The following is a 17,711-nucleotide window of genomic DNA, read 5'->3' on the forward strand; positions in this document are numbered from 1 at the left end:
ACCCTTCGAGCTTCTCCCGGTCACCATCACGCAGCACCAATGCAGGGGCAGGACGATTCGCCATGCTCCCATGATTTCAGAATCCAAACTGTTCAAGAACTAACGACACGCGACACTAGGGGGCGTGCTCGAGGGTCGTCGATCTCAGCGACCAGGAGGCCCTACTCAGGCGCAGCCTCGTCGGTCACTTCTTCCCGGTCGATGAGGTCTTCTTGGCCGTGGCCTTCTTGGTCGCGGCGGCCTTCTTGGTCGCGGCGGCCTTCTTGGCGGGAGCCTTCTTCGCCGGGGCCTTCTTGGCAGCCGCCTTCTTGGCCGGGAGGACCGCCGCCGGCGGTCGCTTGAGCCCGGTCGGCTGCTCGGCCGCCCGGCCGTCGAGCAGTGGCCGCAGGAAGTGACCGGTGTGGCTGCCCGGCGTCGCGGCGATGTCCTCGGGGGTGCCCTCCGCGACCACGGTGCCCCCACGCGAGCCGCCCTCGGGGCCCATGTCGATCAGCCAGTCGGCGGTCTTGATCACGTCGAGGTTGTGCTCGATGACCAGGACCGTGTTGCCCTTGTCGACCAGTCCGGACAGGACGCCGAGCAGCTTGCGGATGTCATCGAAATGCAGGCCGGTGGTCGGCTCGTCGAGGACGTAGACGGTGCGGCCGGTGGAGCGCTTCTGCAGCTCGGCGGCGAGCTTGACCCGCTGCGCCTCGCCACCGGAGAGGGTGGTCGCCGGCTGACCGAGCCGGACGTACCCGAGCCCGACCTCGGTCAGCGTCTTCATGTGCCGCGCGATCGGCGGCACGGCGGCGAAGAACTCCTGGGCCTCCTCGATCGGCATGTCGAGGACCTCGGCGATGGTCTTGCCCTTGTAGTGCACCTCGAGGGTCTCGCGGTTGTAGCGGGCACCGTGGCAGACCTCGCACGGGACGTAGACGTCCGGCAGGAAGTTCATCTCGATCTTGATCGTGCCGTCGCCGGCGCACGCCTCGCAGCGGCCGCCCTTGACGTTGAACGAGAACCGGCCCTGCTGGTAGCCGCGCATCTTGGCCTCGGGCGTCTGCGCGAACAGCTTGCGGACGTGGTCGAACACGCCGGTGTACGTCGCCGGGTTGGACCGCGGAGTGCGGCCGATCGGCGACTGGTCGACGTGGATCACCTTGTCGACGTGCTCGAGGCCGGTGATCTTCTGGTGCCGGCCCGGGATCGCGCGGGCGTTGTAGATCTGCTTGGCCAGCGAGGTGTAGAGGATGTCGTTGACCAGGGTGGACTTGCCGGAGCCGGAGACGCCGGTGACCGCTGTGAAGACGCCCAGCGGAAAGGCGACGTCGACGTCCTTGAGGTTGTGCTCGCGGGCGCCGATGACCTTGAGCTCGCGCCCCTTGGTGCGGGGGCGACGCACGGCGGGCACGGGGATCTCGCGGCGTCCGGAGAGGTACTGGCCGGTCATCGAGTCGGGGTGCTCCAGCAGGTCCTTGACCGTGCCGGAGTGGACGACCTGACCGCCGTGCTCGCCGGCGCCCGGACCGATGTCGACGATCCAGTCGGCGACCCGGATGGTGTCCTCGTCGTGCTCGACGACGATGAGCGTGTTGCCGAGGTCCTTGAGCCGGACCAGGGTCTCGATCAGCTTCTGGTTGTCGCGCTGGTGCAGGCCGATGGACGGCTCGTCGAGGACGTAGAGGACGCCGACCAGGCCGGCCCCGATCTGGGTCGCGAGCCGGATCCGCTGCGCCTCGCCACCCGAGAGCGAGCCCGAGGGCCGGTCGAGGGAGAGGTAGTCGAGACCGACGTCGAGGAGGAAGTTGAGGCGCTCCTGGATCTCCTTGAGCACCCGCTCGCCGATCTGCCGCTCCCGCGCGGACAGGTCGAGGTCGGCGAGATAGGCGGCCGCCTCGTTGATCGGCAGGGCGCACACCTCGGCGATGTTCTTGCCGCCGCGGTCGCGGGGCCCGAGGGTGACCGACATCGAGACCGGCTTGAGCCGGCTGCCGGCGCAGACCGGGCACGGCACCTCGCGCATGAAGCCCTCGAAGCGCTCCCGGCTGGTGTCGCTCTCGGCCTCGCGGTGGCGGCGCTCGACGTAGGTGCGGACGCCCTCGAAGTCGGCGTAGTAGGAGCGCTCGCGACCGTAGCGGTTGCGGGTGACGACGTGCACCTTGGTCGCGTGGCCCTCGAGGATCGCCTTGCGAGCCTTGGGCGAGAGCTGCTCCCAGGGCGTGTCGACGTCGAAACCCAGCTCGTCGCCCAGGGCGATCAGCAGGCGGCCGAAGTAGTCGGCGACATGGGCGTGGCTCCACGGCTGCAGCGCGCCCTCGGCGAGCGTCGCGGTCGGGTCGGGCACGACCAGCTCGGGGTCGACCTCCATCCGCGTGCCGAGGCCGGTGCAGGCCGGGCAGGCGCCGAACGGCGAGTTGAAGGAGAACGACCGCGGCTCCAGGTCGTCGGTCTCGATCGGGTGGTCGTTGGGGCAGGCCATCTTCTCGGAGAACTTGAGCTCCTGGCCGCCGTCGACGAGGTCGAAGACGACGAGGCCGCCGGCGAGGCCGAGCGCGGTCTCGACGGAGTCGGTCAGCCGGCGCTTCGCCGACTCCTTGACCGCGAGCCGGTCGACGACGACCTCGATCGTGTGCTTGAGCTTCTTGTCCAGGGTCGGCGGGCTGTCGAGATTGTGGGTCTCGCCGTCCACTCTGACCCGGGAGAAGCCCTGGGTCTGCAGCTGGCGGAAGAGCTCGACGTACTCGCCCTTGCGACCCCGGACGACCGGTGCCAGCACCTGGAACCGGGTGCCGTCCTCGAGGGTGAGCATCCGGTCGACGATCTGCTGGGGCGTCTGTCGCTCGATCGGCGCGCCGCAGGTCGGGCAGTGCGCGCGACCGGCACGGGCGTAGAGCAGCCGGAGGTAGTCGTAGACCTCGGTGATCGTGCCGACCGTCGAGCGCGGGTTCTTGGACGTCGACTTCTGGTCGATCGAGACCGCCGGCGAGAGGCCCTCGATGAAGTCGACGTCGGGCTTGTCCATCTGGCCGAGGAACTGGCGGGCGTACGCCGACAGCGACTCGACGTAGCGCCGCTGGCCCTCGGCGAAGATCGTGTCGAACGCCAGGCTCGACTTGCCGGAGCCGGAGAGCCCGGTGAACACGATCAGGGAGTCGCGGGGAAGGTCGATCGAGACGTCCTTGAGGTTGTGCTCGCGCGCCCCACGGATGATCAGCTGATCGGTCACTGCAGTCCTCTTGCGTCGGTGGTCGAGCCTGTCGAGACCCTTCGAACAAGTGTTCGTCATCGTACGTCGGCAGGCAAGTCGCCACGCACGGGAACAGCCTCTCACCCACCACCGACAGCCCCACGGTCCGCGCTCCCCGCCCAGGCATGATGGGGCCGTGACCTCTCTCACCGCCGCAACCGAGCGGCTCCTCACCACGGCCCGGGCCCTGCCTGCCGACGGCTGGGCCACCCCCTCACTGTGCACCGGCTGGAGTCGCGCCCACGTGCTCGCCCACCTGGCGCTCAACGCGGAGGCGCTCGCCGGCGTGCTCCGCGGCATCCGGGACGGTCGGCCGACGGCGATGTACGCCTCCGACGGCGCCCGCGACGGTGACATCGACGTGCTGGCCGCCGAGCCTCCGGCGGCCGTGCTCGACCGGCTCGTCGCCGGCTCCGCGGCGCTGGCCGAGGTCACCGGCGTCTCGGCCGGCCTGGCCCCGGGCACCACCTTCGAGCGGACCCCGGGCGGCCAGCTGATGCCGGCGGACGGCGTACCGGGACTGAGGCTGCGGGAGGTCGAGATCCACCACGCCGACCTCGACGCGGGCTACTCCGCCGCCGACTGGCCGCCGGCCACCGCGATCGCGTTCCTCGGCCATGACGCCGCGCGGTACGACGGCCCCGGCTTCCACGTGGTCGCGACCGACGAGCCGGCCCGCTGGGCCTTCGGCTCCCCCACCGCGAACGCGCCGACGGTCAGCGGCCCCCTCGGCGCCCTCGCCTGGTGGGCGACGGGCCGCGAGCCCGCGGCAGTACTGTCGAGCACGACCGGAACGCTGCCGAGCCTGGAGGGACGATGAGCTACACCGGAGAGGTCACGGTCGGCGGCCCCGCCGACGTGCGCGAGCTGGCCGGCCTGACCATCACCAAGGTCGCCGTCGACGAGAAGATGTCGAACAACTGCTACCTGCTGCGCTGCCACGACTCGGGCGAGCAGGTGCTGATCGACGCCGCCGCCGCGCCCGAGACACTGCTGCCCCTCGTCGGCGACGCCGGCCTCACCGCCGTGGTCACCACCCACCAGCACTGGGACCACCACCGCGCGCTCGCCGAGGTCGTCGGCGCGACCGGCGCGAGCGTTGTCGCGGGCGAGCCCGACGCCGACGCCATCAACCAGCAGACCGGCGTGACCGTGGACCGCCGGGTCGCCGACGGCGACACGGTGGCCGTCGGCTCGTGTGTGCTGGAGGTGATCCGGATCACCGGCCACACCCCCGGCTCGATCTGCCTGCTCTACCGCGACCCCGAGGGCCACCCCCACCTGTTCACCGGCGACTCCCTCTTCCCCGGCGGCGTCGGCAACACCTTCGGCGACGCCGACGCGTTCACGACCCTGGTCGACGACGTGGAGGCCAAGCTGTTCGGCACGCTGCCCGACGACACCTGGTTCTACCCCGGCCACGGCAACGACGGAACCATAGGTTCCGAGCGTCCGCACTTGGCCGAGTGGCGCGAGCGGGGCTGGTGACCGGCTCGCTGGAGGAGCAGGTCGCCCTGTACGGCGACGACGGCCGCCCGACCGGCGCAGTGGTCCCCCGCTCGCAGATGCGGGCCCGGAACCTCCGCCACGCGGCGACGCTGATCGTCGTGCGCAACAGCAGGGGCGAGGTCTACGTCCATCGACGCACGGACACCAAGGACGTCTTCCCGGGGCGCTACGACTTCGCGGCCGGCGGCGTGCTCCAGGCCGGCGAGGAGCCGTACGACGCCGCGGTCCGCGAGGCGGCCGAGGAACTGGGCGTCAGCGGCGTCGAGCTGGAGCCGCTCGGTGAGGCCGACTACGCCGACGAGCACACGACGTACCACGCGTTCGCCTACACCTGCGTCTACGACGGCCCGATCACCTGGCAGCCCGAGGAGGTCGCCTGGGGCGCGTGGGTCGGGGTGGAGCGGCTGCGCGAGATGGTGACGAGGCTGCCGTTCGTGCCGGACACACTGGCGGTGCTGGGCGACCGGCTCATGCCGGAGGCGTGAACCTCCCGCGGGCGGCCGTGACCTCGTCACGGATCACGCAGCCGACCACATGGTCGTTGACCAGGCCCATCGCCTGCATGAAGGCGAACATCGTGGTGGGCCCCACGAACTTCCAGCCGCGCTTCTTGAGGTCCTTGGACAGGGCCGTCGCGGCCGGCGAGGTGGTGAGGGTCTGCGGCTCCGCCAGGTCGGCGGTCGCCGGCTCGAAGCCCCACAGGTAGGCGGCGAGCGATCCGTGCTCGGCGACGGTCTCCAGCGCGCGCGCCGCGTTGTTGACCGTCGCCTCGATCTTGCCGCGGTGGCGCACGATGCCGGCGTCGGCGAGCAGCCGCTCGACGTCGCTCTCGTCGTAGCCGGCCACGACCCGGAAGTCGAAGTCGGCGAAGGCCGCGCGGAAGGCGGGGCGCTTGACCAGGATGGTGCGCCAGCTCAGCCCCGCCTGGAATCCCTCGAGGCTGATCTTCTCGAACAGCCGCCGGTCGTCGGCGACGGGGAAGCCCCACTCGGCATCGTGGTAGGGCAGCTCAACGGGCGACAGGGACCACGGACAGCGAGGCAGACCATCGGGCCCGGCAGCGGCAGCGTTCATGCGCAGACCCTCCCACGGGCCGCCGACACGCCCTACAGTCCCGGCATGGAGTTCAGCGCGAGGCAGGTCCGGGCGATGGGCCTCATCGCCGACACGTTCGCGTCCGGCGGCGACGAGGTGCCGTCGCCGACGGAGACCGGGGCGCATGAGTTGGCTCTGCGGATCGCGGCGGCGAATCCCCGCACGAAGGAGCTGCGCCAGCTGCGCGCGCTCCTCGACGCGTGGGACAGCCGGGCGCTCGGCCTGGCCCTCACCGGGCGGCCGCAGCGCTTCTCCGAGCTGGACCGTGCCGGGCGCGAACGGGTCCTGCTCTCGCTCTCCGACAGCCGGGTCGGCGCCAAGCGAGTGCTCTTCCAGGGGCTCAAGACCGCGTCCCTGCTCCCCTACTACATGACCGGCGGCCCGCCGTTGTGGGACGGCCTCGGCTACTCCGGCCCTCTCGGCCTCCGCCCCGACCCGCCCGCACCGGTCATCCGGCCGACGCCGATCACCCACGACACCGCGATGAGCTGCGACGTGGTGGTCGTCGGCTCCGGCGCGGGCGGCGGCACGGCCGCCGGTGTCCTCACCGCGGCGGGGCTGGACGTGGTCGTCCTCGAGGCCGGTGGGATGCACGACGAGCGCCACTTCGACGGCGGCGAGGAGACCGGATTCCTGGAGCTCTACGCGCTCAGTCCCCAGTCGACGGCCGAGGGCCAGCTCGCGCTGCTCGCCGGGCGCGGGCTCGGCGGCGGCACCGTCGTCAACTACACGACCTCCTTCCGCACCCCCGACCACGTGCGCGAGGAATGGGCCGGCCACGGTGTGCCGCAGTTCGCGACCGAGGAGTACGCCGCCTCGATGGATGCCGTGTGCGCTCGGCTCGGCGTCAACACCGACCACGACCGGGCCGCACCGCGCGACGCGATCCTGGAGCGCGGCGCCCGCGCCCTCGGCTGGGACGTGGCCGCGATGCCGCGCAATGTCGTCGGCTGTGACCAGGACGTCGAGTGCGGCCGGTGCGGGATGGGCTGCCGCCTCGGCGCGAAGCAGTCGACGGCGAAGACCTGGCTCGAGGACGCCGCCCGCACGGGCGCCCGGATCTGCACCGGCGTCACCGTCCGCACCGTCGTCACCAGCTTCGGGCGAGCCACGGGCGTCGAGGGTGTCACCGCCGAGGGGCACCAGGTCCGGGTCCGGGCGCGCGCGGTGGTCGTCGCCGCCGGCGCGGTCCAGACACCTGCCCTGCTCCAGCGCAGCGGCCTCACCAATCCCCAGATCGGCCGCCATCTCCGCCTGCATCCCGCCACGGCCGTGTGGGGCCGGATGGAGGAGCCCGTCGACGGCTGGACCGGCGCCATGCAGAGCAGGTACGTCGACGCGCTCACCGACCTCGACGGCCGCGGCTACGGCGTCCTCTTCGAGACGGCTCCACTCACGCCCGCCTTCGGCACCGGCTTCGTCAACTGGCGCGGCTCCGACGACTTCCGGCGCCGGATGACCGAGCTGCGGCACACCCTCGGCGTCGCGGTGATCGTGCGCGACCGCGATCCCGGCGGCACGGTGCGGATCGACCGGCACGGCGAGCCCGTCGTCCGCTACCGGCTCTCGCCGCCCGACACCGAGCACCTGATCCAGGGGCTCGTGGGCGGCGCCCGGATCGCGGAGGCCGCGGGGGCACGCTGGATCGCCTCGACCCACCACCGCACGGTCAGCTACGAGCCCGGCGTACGCGGCTCCGCGGCGGGCTTCGAACGGGACCTGCGCTCCGCCGGGGCCGCGCCGGCCACCCTCGCGCTCGCCGCGCTCCACATCATGGGCAGCGCGCGGATGGGCGGCTCCGCCGCCACCTCGGCGCTCGACCCCGACGGCCGGACCTGGGAGATCGAGGGCCTGTACGTCGCCGACGGCTCCTGCTTCCCGACCGCCTCGGGCGTCAATCCGATGATCTCGATCGAGTCGATCGCCCACATGACGGCCACTCGACTCGCCGCGCGGCTGACCTGAGCGGTCCGAACCCGCGCGAGACGGATGTAACGGGCCGCGCCGCTGGCGACATGTACCGGGTGACGAACGATTCGACCCACGAAGGAGCGTCACCCATGACCCTCGCCCGCACCGCCGCCGCGGCGGCCGTCCTCGCCCTCGGCATCACCGTCGCGCCGCTCGCCGGCGCCGTCGCCGCACCACCGACGGACACCCCGTGCGCCAAGGAGCAGGGCCAGCTCGACAAGGCCCAGGCGAAGCTCGAGTCGCTGACCGCGAAGCTGGCCACCAAGAAGGAGGCGATCGCCGAGGCCAAGGCCGAGGCGAAGGCGTCCGAGACGGCCCAGGAGAAGCGGTCCGCCCGGGCCGCCGTGGCCAGCGCCAAGGAGAAGAAGGCCCAGGTCAAGAAGGCGAAGAAGTTCCAGGTCCAGCGCGTCGCGCACGCCCAGGAGCGGCTCGACAAGTGCCTGGCCAAGACTCCGGCGCCCGCGCCGGCACCGGCCGCCTGACCGGCCCACCGGAGGCCACCGAGACCGACGGCCGCCGGCTGCATCCTAGGGGGGTGCAGCCGGCGGCCGTTGTCGTCTCTCCCCATGCTCGGCCGGCTGCGGTGGGAACGGCGGGCGAGGAGGCATAGGGAGCGACAGAAGGAGCGACGCGCTCGCGCCGATCTAGGAGTAGCTGACCTTGACCGTGTCCGTCAACGGCACGGACTGGCAACCGAGGCGGATGCCGTCGTCCAGATCGTCCTTGTCGAGCACGTCGTTGTAGAGCATCCTGACGTCGCCGTCGACGAGCCGGATGGCACAGGCCGAGCACTCGCCCTCGCGGCAGGAGTACGGCGCCTTGACGCCCTTGCTCTCGAGGAAGTCGAGGAGCTTGGTGCGCGGATCCCAGTCGTCGAAGGTGTAATCCTGGCCGTCGAGCTCGACCTCGAGCTTGACCGGGCCGGCCGGGGCGTCCGCGAAGACGTCGGCGCCGGGGCCGTCGTCGTCGGACTCGGCGAGCGCGATCTCGCTCTCCGCCCGCTGGAGCTCCTCGAGGTCGCCGAACGGGTTGCCCCCCAGCGAGACGAACTTCTCCTGGTGCCGCAGGCTGCGCGGGACCTCGAGCTCCTTGAGCACGGTGGTCACCATCTTCATGAAGGGCGCGGGACCGCAGACGAACGAGTCGAAGCCGCCGTACGCCGAGGCGAAGACCCTCATCTGCGCGTCGGTCGGGATGCCCTGGACGGACTCGAGCCAGTGGATCACCTGGAGCCGGTCGGGGTGCTCGGCCGCGAGCCGGGTCAGCTCGGCGGCGAAGATCACCGAGCTCTCGTCGCGGTTGGCGTAGAACAGCACGATCCGGCCCTTGCCCTCGGCCAGCGCGGTGCGGGTGATCGACATGACCGGCGTGATCCCGGACCCGCCGGCGAACAGCAGCAGGTCCGCGTCGAGCGACGAGGGCGTGAAGATGCCCGAGGGCGGCAGCACGCGCAGCGTGTCGCCGACGGCGAGATGGTCGCAGATCCAGTTGGAGGCGTACCCGTCGGCGGTGCGCTTGACGGTGACGGTCAGCGGCCCGCCGTCGTGGGGGCTGCTGGACAGCGAGTAGCACCGCGCCGCGATGCCGGTCCGGTCGCTCGGCACCGCCACGGTCAGGAACTGGCCGGGCTTGTAGTCGAACCGCTCCTCCGCGCCGTCGGGCACGGCGAAGCTGATCGACTTCGCGTCGGCGGTCTCCTCGACCACACCGACGACGTCAAGGACGAAGGACTCGATGTCCACGGAACTCCCTATCGAGACTGTTGCTGGAAGGACGGGGTCAGTACCCGTCGTACGCACCGATCGGGACATCGCCGGCCCGAACTGCCTCGTCGATGCTAGCCATCAACCGGGGGCACGGCTTGTGCACGTCCCGCCCTCCGGGAGCCTCGCCTCGTCGCTGGAACTCTTGACAGTCCGACCGGGACTGTCCGGTCCACTGCACGGACGTCTGATGGTCGCTGTTCTTCTTGACCCGGACCCGGGCCAGGCAGTCCAGGCAGGCCACCTCGACCAGGCGGTCCTCGGTGTAGCGCCGGAGGTCGGCGAGGGTCTCCTCGCGGGTGGGGACGAAAGATGCCATCCGGATCGGCCCGTCAGGCGTCGGCAGGCGCCGCGGCGTCGGCCGCGGCGCGCTTGGCCAGGTTCTCGGCGACCTCGGCGTGCCAGTACTCGTTGGCCTTCGTGGTGTCGACCTCGAACTCGAACCGGTCGACCATCTCGGGCTTGACGTCGGCGACGTCGACGTAGAACTGCTCGTACCACCGGCGCAGCTGGTAGACCGGGCCGTCCTCCTCGCAGAGCAGCGGGTTCTGGACGGCGACCTTGTTCTCCCAGATCGCGACGTCCTGCAGGAAGCCGTCGCCGAAGGACTCCGTGTAGCGCTCGGCGATGTAGGCGCAGGTCTTGTCGTCGAGCCCCTCGGGCTTGCGCACGCTGATGCCGTACTGCAGCGTGAACGACTCGGGCCCGGTCGGGATGTGGCAGTTGATCAGGATGACCTCGGTGACGAAACCCTTGTAGTCCACCTCGAGCCAGTTGATCATGTACGCCGGTCCGTAGTAGGTCGCGACCGACTTGAGCATCGAGTTCTCGTCGCCGTACCCGCTGCCGCCCGAGGTGTCGGGACGGCCCTTGGACTCCATGAACTGGGTCGCGGTGTGCCCGTCGAACACGTTGCGGAAGCTCGTCGGGAACGCGAAGTGCACGTAGTAGAAGTGCGCCATGTCGGCGACGTTGTCGATGAGCTCGCGGCAGTGCGAGCCGTTGATCTCCTTGGTGTGCCACGACCAGGGCGTGTACTTGTCCGACATCACGTCGGGCAGCTCGGGCGGCAGGATGTCGTGGTCGGCCGCGGAGCCCTCGGGGTCGTGCCAGATGAGCAGCTGACCGTTGCGCACGACCGTCTCGTAGCGCTGGGTGCGGGCCCGCAGGGGGACCCGGCGCGCATACGGGATCTCCTTGCACTTGCCGTCGCCACCCCACCGCCAGTCGTGGAACGGGCAGGCGATGTGGTCGCCCTTGACCTCGCCCTGGGTCAGGTCGCCGCCCATGTGCCGACAGAAGCCGTCGAGCGCGTTGAGCTCGCCCTCGCCGTCTTGCCAGACCACCAGCTTGGTGCCGAACCCGTGGACGGCGTGCGGCTTGCCGTCGGCGAAGTCCGCGGCCAGCCCCAGGCAGTGCCATCCTCGCGCGAAGCGGATCGGCGTCGTTCCCTGGTCGAGGCTGCGCACAACGGCTGCGGGGGTCGCGGTCATGTAGAACACGTTACAGTTTTGCCGTTAGGCTGACAACAACCCAGCCCTTCGAGGAGACCCGATGAACATCGATCTGGAGCCGCAGCAGGTAGCCCTGCGCGAGGAGCTCCGCGCGTACTTCGCCCAGCTCGTCACGCCCGAGGTCCGGGCCGGCCTCGCGTCCGCCACCGGCGAGTTCGGCGAGGCGGGCGTCTACAAGGACGTCATCCGCCAGATCGGCAAGGACGGCTGGCTCGGCATCGGCTGGCCCAAGGAGTACGGCGGCCAGGCCCGCTCCATGGTCGAGCAGCTGATCTTCACCGACGTCGCCGCGATCGCCGGGGTGCCGATCCCGTACCTGACGCTCAACACGGTGGGCCCGACGATCATGCGCTACGGGTCGACCGAGCAGAAGGACTACTTCCTCCCGAGGATCCTCGCCGGCGAGCTGCACTTCTCGATCGGCTACTCGGAGCCCGGCTCGGGCACCGATCTCGCCTCGCTCAAGACGAAGGCGACGCTCGAGGGCGACGAGTGGGTGATCAACGGCCAGAAGATGTGGACCTCCCTCATCCAGTACGCCGACTGGCTCTGGATGGCCTGCCGCACCGAGCCGGATGCGCCTCGCCACAAGGGTCTCTCCATGATCCTGGTGCCGGCCGACGCGCCCGGCGTGTCCTACACCCCGGTCCACACCGTCGCCGGCGTCGGCACCTCGGCGACGTACTACTCCGACGTGCGCGTGCCCGCCGCCAACCTGGTCAGCGAGCGCGGCGGTGGCTGGGCCCTGATGACCAACCAGCTCAACCACGAGCGCGTGGCGCTCACCTCGGCCGCTCCGCTCGTGCACTCGCTGCAGCTCGTGAAGGACTGGGCCGCCGAGACCCGGCTCCCCTCGACCTCGGGGGGCGCCGGGGCGCGCGTCATCGACACCGAGTGGGTGCAGATCGCGCTCGGTCGCGCCCATGCCCGGGTCGAGGCGCTCTCGCTGATCAACTGGAAGCTCGCGGCCGATGCCGACCACGGCGTACCGCTCTCCCCCGCCGAGGCCTCGGCCACGAAGATCTACGGCTCCGAGCTCGCCACCGAGGTCTACCGCTCGCTGATGGAGATCGTCGGCCCCCACGCGGGCGTCACCGGCGACTCGCCCGGTGCCGTGCTCGCGGGCCGTCTCGAGAGGTTCCACCGCTCCTCGCTGGTGATGACCTTCGGTGGCGGCACCAACGAGATCCAGCGCGACATCATCGGGTACGTCGGCCTCGGCCTGCCCGCCGCCAAGCGAGCCTGAGCGCACAGGAGCACACCATGGACTTCCTCTTCACCCCCGAGCAGGACGAGGCCGCCGAGCTGGCCGCGCGGATCCTCACCGACAAGACCGCCAACGAGCGGCTCAAGGAGGTCGAGGCCGGCGGCGACCGGTTCGACCGCGCGCTGTGGCGCGACCTCGAGGAGGCGGGCCTGCTGAGCCTGCACCTTCCCGAGGACCAGGGCGGCGCCGGGCTCGGCCTGATCGAGCTGGCCCGCATCCTGGTCGAGGTCGGCAAGCGGGTCGCTCCCGTGCCGCTCGCCGTCCACGGCGCCTGCACCGCGCTGCTCGCCGGGCAGGGACTGCCGGTCGGCGACCGGCTCTATGCCGCCGCGGTCGCCGAGGAGCACGCGCACCTACCAGCCTCACCTGTCGTCACCGCCTCCGCGGACGAGGCGCTGACCGGCGTCAAGACGCTCGTCCGGGCCGGGACGGCCGCCGACGCCCTGCTCGTGACCGCCACGGGCCCGTCCGGCCCGGGCGTCTACCTCGTCGACGCGACGGCGCCCGGCGTCGATCGGGTCGCGCAGCGCACCAGCGATGGCGACGCCGCGGCCCTGGTGACCTTCTCCGCCGCGGCCGCCACCCCCGTGGGCGGCGCCGAGGCACCCGAGCAGCTCGGCCAGCTCCTCGTCGCGCTCGCCGCGGCCGAGCAGCTGGGCGTCACGGAGGGGGCGCTGCGCCTCACCGCCGAGTACGCCAAGACCCGCGAGCAGTTCGGACGCCCGATCGGCACCTTCCAGGCGGTGTCCCAGCGTCTCGCCGACGGCTTCATCGACGTCCTCGGCCAGCGCCTCACCCTGTGGCAGGCCGTGTGGCGTCTCCAGGCCGGACTGCCCGCGGCGACCGAGGTGGCGACCGCGAAGCTGTGGGCCGCCGACGCCGGGCACCGGATCGCCCACACCACGGTCCACGTCCACGGTGGCGTGGGCATCGATCTCGACGGCGAGGCGCACCGCTACTTCACCAGCGGCAAGCGGTTCGAGTTCCTCTTCGGGGGCGCGACCGAGCAGGCCCTGGCGATCGGCCGCAGCTTCGCGTGACGGTCCGGGACCTGCTCCTCGCCCGGGCCGACGACGACCGGCCGGCGCTGCGCTGGCGGGAGGCAGGCGCGGTCCGCGAGCTGTCGTGGCGGCAGTACGCCGCCGCGGCGGCTCGCCTGGCCGCCGGAGTCGAGCGTCGGCTCGCGCCCGACGTACCACCCCATGTCGGAGTGCTGCTGCCCAACGGGCCCGCCTTCGCGCTGCACCTGGCGGCCGCCGGCCTCGGCGGCCATGTCCTGGTGGGCCTGAACACGACGCGCCGGGGCGAGGCCCTCGACGCCGATGTCGCCAAGGCCGACTGCCAGTTCGTCATCGACTCCCCCGACCTCGCGCTCAGCGCCCTCGCCGCCACCGAGGACGCCGCGCTCCCTGGCGCGACGCCCACACCCGAGTCACTGTTCATGCTCATCTTCACCAGCGGCACCAGCGGCTCGCCGAAGGCCGTGCGCGTCACCCACGAGAAGATCACCGGTCCCGGCACCCACCTCGTGCGCCGGCTCGGGCTCACGGCTCACGACGTGCACTACGTGTCGATGCCGATGTTCCACTCCAACGCCGTGATGGCGGGCTGGGCGCCGGCGCTCACCACCGGTGCCTCGTTCGCGGTCGCGGCCTTCTCCGCACGCGGATTCCTGCCCGACGTCCGCGACTTCGGGGCGACCTACGCCAACTACGTCGGAAAGCCGCTGACCTACGTCCTCGCGACGCCCGAACGGCCCGACGACGCCGACAACCCGCTGCGTCTCGCGTTCGGCAACGAGGCCAACGAGGCAGACATCGCGGCCTTCGCCACGCGCTTCGGGTGCGAGGTCGTCGACTCCTACTCCTCGACGGAGAACGCCGTCATCGTGCAGCGCCGGCCGGGCATGCCCCGCGGCGCCCTCGGCCGGCCACTGCCGGGCGTGGCCGTGCTGGCCCCCGACTCCGGCGAGGTGACCGCCGACGCGGTCTTCGACGATGCGGGCCGCCTCCTGAACCCCGACGAGGCCATCGGCGAGCTGGTCAACACCACGGGTGCCGGCGCCTTCGCCGGCTACTACGGCGACGCCGCCGCCGAGGCCGAGCGGATGCGCGGCGGCAGGTACTGGTCCGGCGACCTCGCCTACCGCGACGCCGACGGCTGGGTCTACTTCGCCGGCCGGTCCGGCGAGTGGCTGCGGGTCGACGGGGAGAACCTCGCGGCGGCGCCCATCGAGCGGATCCTGCTGCGGCACCCGGCGATCGGCGAGGCGGCCGTGTACGCCGTCCCGGACCCGAAGGTCGGCGACCAGGTCGCCTGCGCCCTCATCCTGCGCGGGGCGCTGACCCCCGGGGCTTTCGAGGCCTTCCTCGCGGATCAGGCGGACCTCTCCCGCCAGGCCTGGCCACGCTATGTGCGCATCGTCGACAGCTTGCCCCGCACCGCCACCAACAAGGTGGTCAAGCGCGAGCTCACGGCCGCCGGCGTCGTCCCGGCCGACGACGCGCCGGTGTGGGTGCGGGCCGAACGCGGGACGGCGTACGCCTGATCGGCCCGGATCGAGGGCTCAGGGCAGCAGCGCCGCGGCCGCCCCCCGGAGGCCGACGGCGAAGAAGCCCTCGTCCATGTCGGTGTACCAGACCTGGCCCCGCTCGAGGTCCCACGCCGGCTGGGACAGCGCCGCGGCGCCGTTCGGACCAGGCTGGTTGAAGTAGCCGACCTCCCGGGGACGGGTGACGTCGGAGATGTCGAACAGGCGCAGCCCCGAGCCGATCATCGAGCAGCCGGCGATCTTCGGGTCGTCCCGCGTCGGCACCGAGCAGTAGTGCCCGGTGTAGCTGCGGACGATCATCCGCGCACCCGGGTCGGTCATGACGTCCCCGCGGACCAGCGGATCGTGGACCTCCAGCCTCACGTTGGACACGACGACAGGGGCGCGCGGGTCGGTGACGTCGATGATCCGCGCCGCTCCGACCGGGCTCTTCGGCGAGTTGATCCGGGTGAAGTCGCCGAACAGGTCGCTGAACTCGTCGACCTCGAGGACGTACCGCCGCCCGCCGCTGGTGAACGGCTCCGCCACCTGGGGGATGGACGACTCCTCCCAGGTCAGCCGGGAGAGCGTGCGGATCGTGGGCTTCGGGCGCCGGTCCTGGATGTCGGAGACGTCGAGGATGTCCAGGCCGGCCCCGTCGAGCAGGCCACCCGTGAGCACGCTCGGGCTGCCGATGTTGGCGACGTACATGGTGCGGCCGTCGTCGGAGAGACGCAGGCCGTGGTAGACCACACCGGTCTTGGTGTGGAGGATCCGCGGCCGGCGTGGCTCGGTCAGGTCGACCGCGGTCAGCGTGAACCCCGCCGCGCCCGCTGTCCAGAAGGTCCGGCCGTCCGGAGAGAAGCCGCTCTCGTGGCCCATCACGCCCGACAGCGTCGTCGACCTCAGCCGAGGCTTGCGGCAGTCCTGGCTGATGTCGTAGACGTCGAGGACGCCCGGCGCCGTGGCCAGGGTGCCCATCACCGCGGCAAGCAGGCCCCGCTCCTCGTTGACCAGCAGCGACTCGTGGGGCTGGAGCATGGCCGGCGTGACCAGGTTCGCGGTCCGCACCGGCTTCGCCGGGTCGGTCATGTCGAGCACTACGACGCCCAGCCCGGCGCCACCGGTCAGCAGGCCGGGCAGGTTGAGGCCCACCATCAGCGCCGAGTCGTAGTAGGCGCAGGTCCGCCCGGTCGCATCGGTGTAGCGCTGGACCTTGTAGCCGCCGGAGCCGAGGGTCGAGCGCTTGCCGTGATGACCGACCTGCACCGTGTTGCACCGGTAGCCCTGCCGCGCCCGCCCGGACGTGTAGTCCGCGGCCGGCACCCGGCCCTGGGTCCCCGTCTCCACCGGGTCGCCGGCGACGCAGGTCGCCCGCGGCACTCCGCCCAGCGAGAGGTCCGCCTGCGACGAGCCCGCCGTCACCACGGCCCCGGCCAGCATCAGCGCGGCCGCCGACGCCGCCAGGGCCAGTCTGCGCACCGCCTGCCGCCGGGCGCGGTCCGTCGTCTCCTCGTGCACTATGCCGACCCCCATGTCGTCTCTGGTACGGCGGCGCCGCGGCCGCCAGGTGGGCTCACCCTCGCACGATCACCCAGGCTCCGTCGACCGTCGGTCGGGACGGCTCAGCCCGGGTAGGGCAGCTCCGTGCGCCATGCCGCCTCGTCCTGGTCGATCGCGGCCCGCAACGCACGCGCGACATTGTCGGGAGCGAACGGGCCCTCCTTCTTCAGCAGACCACGGACGGTCACCGACACCGCCCGGATGCCGTCCTCCTTGAGCGTCGCGTCGATGCTGTGCACCAGATTCTGGACACCGGCCTTCTGCACACCGAGCGAGGCGGCGCCGTGCCACGGCCGGTCGGCGGCCATGCTGCCGGTGACGGTGATCCGGCCACCGGGCCGCAGGAACGGGCGGGCCGCCTGGACAACCGACAGCAGCGCGCCGACGCCCAGGCGGACGTCCTCGAGCAGCTCGTCCGGGGTGAGGCTGAGCGGATCCTTCTCCCGGTAGGCCGACGGGTTGAAGTGGACGACGTCGAAGTGCCCGACGTGCTCGCCCATCCGGGTGACCGCGGACCGCGTGGCCGCGTCGTCGGTGAGATCGACGACGGACGATCCGGCCAGCGCGCCTGCCGCCTCGATGTCCGCGCGCAGGACACTCAGCACGTCCTCCTCGGCACCGAGCAGGCCGACGCTGCCGCCCTCGGCGGCATAGAGGCGGGCGAGCGATCCGCTCACCCCGGGTCCGGCTCCTGCGATCAGCACGCTGCGGGTCATCCCGGCAGCGTAATGCGCCGCCGCCCCGCTAGCGATCGCAGGCGCCGAACTCAGATCGCGGCCGCGTGCTGCCCTCGCCCACGATCACCTGGTCGGGCGTCAGCGCCGCGAGCTGGGCCGTCGTGAAGGACACCTGGGTCGCCTCGGCGTCCTCGCCCGAGTCGTCGGCGGTCACGACGTAGGTGCGACCGTCGGCCAGGGAGAGGTCGTCCGGGCCGGACCACCCGTCGTTCGCGGCGCCGAGCGCCAGCTCGACCAGGCCATCCCGGCCGGTCTCCGCGTGCCAGCTCCCGAGGATCGGATTGGCCTCGTCCTCGGCGAGCCCGGCGCGGTCGCCGTGGACCTCGATCGTGTCGATCCGTCCTTCGCACACGCGGACCAGGACCAGCGGGTGATCCTCGGCGTCGACGGTGATCCCGACCGTGCCGACGATCTCGGTGGTGACGGCGTTCCCACATGCCGTGAGGGAGACACCGCCGAGGGCGAGAGCAAGGAAGAGCGTGGGGCGGGCGCCGCGGCGCGTGGGGGCGATCATGGTCCGATCCTCCGTACCC

At 71.6% G+C, this 17,711-nt stretch carries 16 protein-coding genes; 8 read left to right on the forward strand and 8 right to left on the reverse strand.

The annotated features are described in order from the left end of the window. Positions 1-184: 184 nt before the first annotated feature. Positions 185-3,208, reverse strand: a complete 3,024-nt coding sequence (gene uvrA / locus RB608_RS24280; protein WP_308090661.1) for an excinuclease ABC subunit UvrA — start codon at positions 3,206-3,208, stop codon at positions 185-187. 157 nt (positions 3,209-3,365) lie between these two features. Here uvrA and RB608_RS24285 point away from each other — a divergent pair, with 157 nt between their 5' ends. From RB608_RS24285 to RB608_RS24295, 3 genes are read left to right on the forward strand one after another with little or no spacing between them, the layout of a single operon-like run. Then, positions 3,366-4,049 carry a maleylpyruvate isomerase family mycothiol-dependent enzyme gene (locus RB608_RS24285; RefSeq protein ID WP_308090662.1) on the forward strand — a complete coding sequence of 228 codons (684 nt, stop codon included), beginning with the start codon at positions 3,366-3,368 and terminating at the stop codon, positions 4,047-4,049. Further along, on the forward strand, positions 4,046-4,717 hold the full coding sequence (locus tag RB608_RS24290; RefSeq protein WP_308090663.1) for an MBL fold metallo-hydrolase: 672 nt from the start codon (positions 4,046-4,048) through the stop codon (positions 4,715-4,717). Before RB608_RS24285 ends, RB608_RS24290 begins: the two co-directional genes overlap by 4 nt. Beyond that, entirely contained in the window at positions 4,714-5,223 is a 510-nt protein-coding gene (locus tag RB608_RS24295) for an NUDIX domain-containing protein (RefSeq protein ID WP_308090664.1), read from the forward strand. Before RB608_RS24290 ends, RB608_RS24295 begins: the two co-directional genes overlap by 4 nt. On the opposite strand, the gene RB608_RS24300 is transcribed toward RB608_RS24295, so the two are convergent. Continuing rightward, the gene (locus RB608_RS24300) at positions 5,207-5,812 is read right to left on the reverse strand and encodes a DNA-3-methyladenine glycosylase I (RefSeq protein WP_308090665.1); all 606 of its coding nucleotides are present in this window, start codon (positions 5,810-5,812) and stop codon (positions 5,207-5,209) included. The genes RB608_RS24295 and RB608_RS24300 overlap by 17 nt on opposite strands. A 45-nt stretch (positions 5,813-5,857) precedes the next feature. On the opposite strand from RB608_RS24300, the gene RB608_RS24305 reads away from it, so the two are divergent. Continuing rightward, positions 5,858-7,798: a GMC family oxidoreductase gene (locus tag RB608_RS24305; protein ID WP_308090666.1), complete on the forward strand. Its 1,941-nt coding sequence runs from the start codon at positions 5,858-5,860 to the stop codon at positions 7,796-7,798. A 95-nt stretch (positions 7,799-7,893) separates the two neighbouring features. After that, the gene (locus RB608_RS24310; protein WP_308090667.1) at positions 7,894-8,286 is read left to right on the forward strand and encodes a hypothetical protein; all 393 of its coding nucleotides are present in this window, start codon (positions 7,894-7,896) and stop codon (positions 8,284-8,286) included. Between the two features lie 162 nt (positions 8,287-8,448). Here RB608_RS24310 and RB608_RS24315 read toward each other — a convergent pair whose 3' ends face one another. Genes RB608_RS24315 through RB608_RS24325 form a run of 3 tightly spaced genes read right to left on the reverse strand, consistent with a single transcriptional unit; the run spans position 8,449 to position 11,060 of the window. Next, positions 8,449-9,546, reverse strand: coding sequence for a ferredoxin--NADP reductase (locus RB608_RS24315; protein WP_308090668.1), 1,098 nt, complete (start codon positions 9,544-9,546; stop codon positions 8,449-8,451). A gap of 37 nt (positions 9,547-9,583) precedes the next feature. Beyond that, positions 9,584-9,886 (reverse strand): hypothetical protein, encoded by a 303-nt coding sequence (locus RB608_RS24320; protein WP_308090669.1) that lies wholly within the window; start codon positions 9,884-9,886, stop codon positions 9,584-9,586. 13 nt (positions 9,887-9,899) lie between these two features. Then, positions 9,900-11,060, reverse strand: coding sequence for a Rieske 2Fe-2S domain-containing protein (locus tag RB608_RS24325; protein ID WP_308090670.1), 1,161 nt, complete (start codon positions 11,058-11,060; stop codon positions 9,900-9,902). A 61-nt stretch (positions 11,061-11,121) separates the two neighbouring features. Here RB608_RS24325 and RB608_RS24330 point away from each other — a divergent pair, with 61 nt between their 5' ends. From RB608_RS24330 to RB608_RS24340, 3 genes are read left to right on the forward strand one after another with little or no spacing between them, the layout of a single operon-like run. After that, on the forward strand, positions 11,122-12,327 hold the full coding sequence (locus tag RB608_RS24330) for an acyl-CoA dehydrogenase family protein (RefSeq protein ID WP_308090671.1): 1,206 nt from the start codon (positions 11,122-11,124) through the stop codon (positions 12,325-12,327). 17 nt (positions 12,328-12,344) lie between these two features. Further along, entirely contained in the window at positions 12,345-13,388 is a 1,044-nt protein-coding gene (locus RB608_RS24335) for an acyl-CoA dehydrogenase (RefSeq protein WP_308090672.1), read from the forward strand. Then, positions 13,385-14,896: an AMP-binding protein gene (locus RB608_RS24340; RefSeq protein ID WP_308090673.1), complete on the forward strand. Its 1,512-nt coding sequence runs from the start codon at positions 13,385-13,387 to the stop codon at positions 14,894-14,896. Before RB608_RS24335 ends, RB608_RS24340 begins: the two co-directional genes overlap by 4 nt. Before the next feature lie 18 nt (positions 14,897-14,914). On the opposite strand, the gene RB608_RS24345 is transcribed toward RB608_RS24340, so the two are convergent. The 3 genes from RB608_RS24345 to RB608_RS24355 form a co-directional block, all read right to left on the reverse strand. Beyond that, positions 14,915-16,414 carry a hypothetical protein gene (locus RB608_RS24345; protein WP_308090674.1) on the reverse strand — a complete coding sequence of 500 codons (1,500 nt, stop codon included), beginning with the start codon at positions 16,412-16,414 and terminating at the stop codon, positions 14,915-14,917. An 89-nt stretch (positions 16,415-16,503) separates the two neighbouring features. Further along, positions 16,504-17,157 (reverse strand): SDR family oxidoreductase, encoded by a 654-nt coding sequence (locus RB608_RS24350; protein ID WP_308090675.1) that lies wholly within the window; start codon positions 17,155-17,157, stop codon positions 16,504-16,506. Between the two features lie 28 nt (positions 17,158-17,185). After that, complete coding sequence (locus tag RB608_RS24355; protein WP_308090676.1) at positions 17,186-17,692, reverse strand: hypothetical protein; 507 nt, start codon at positions 17,690-17,692, stop codon at positions 17,186-17,188. Positions 17,693-17,711 lie beyond the last annotated feature (19 nt).

It is taken from the genome of Nocardioides sp. LHD-245, assembly GCF_030929495.1.
GTDB lineage: Bacteria > Actinomycetota > Actinomycetes > Propionibacteriales > Nocardioidaceae > Nocardioides.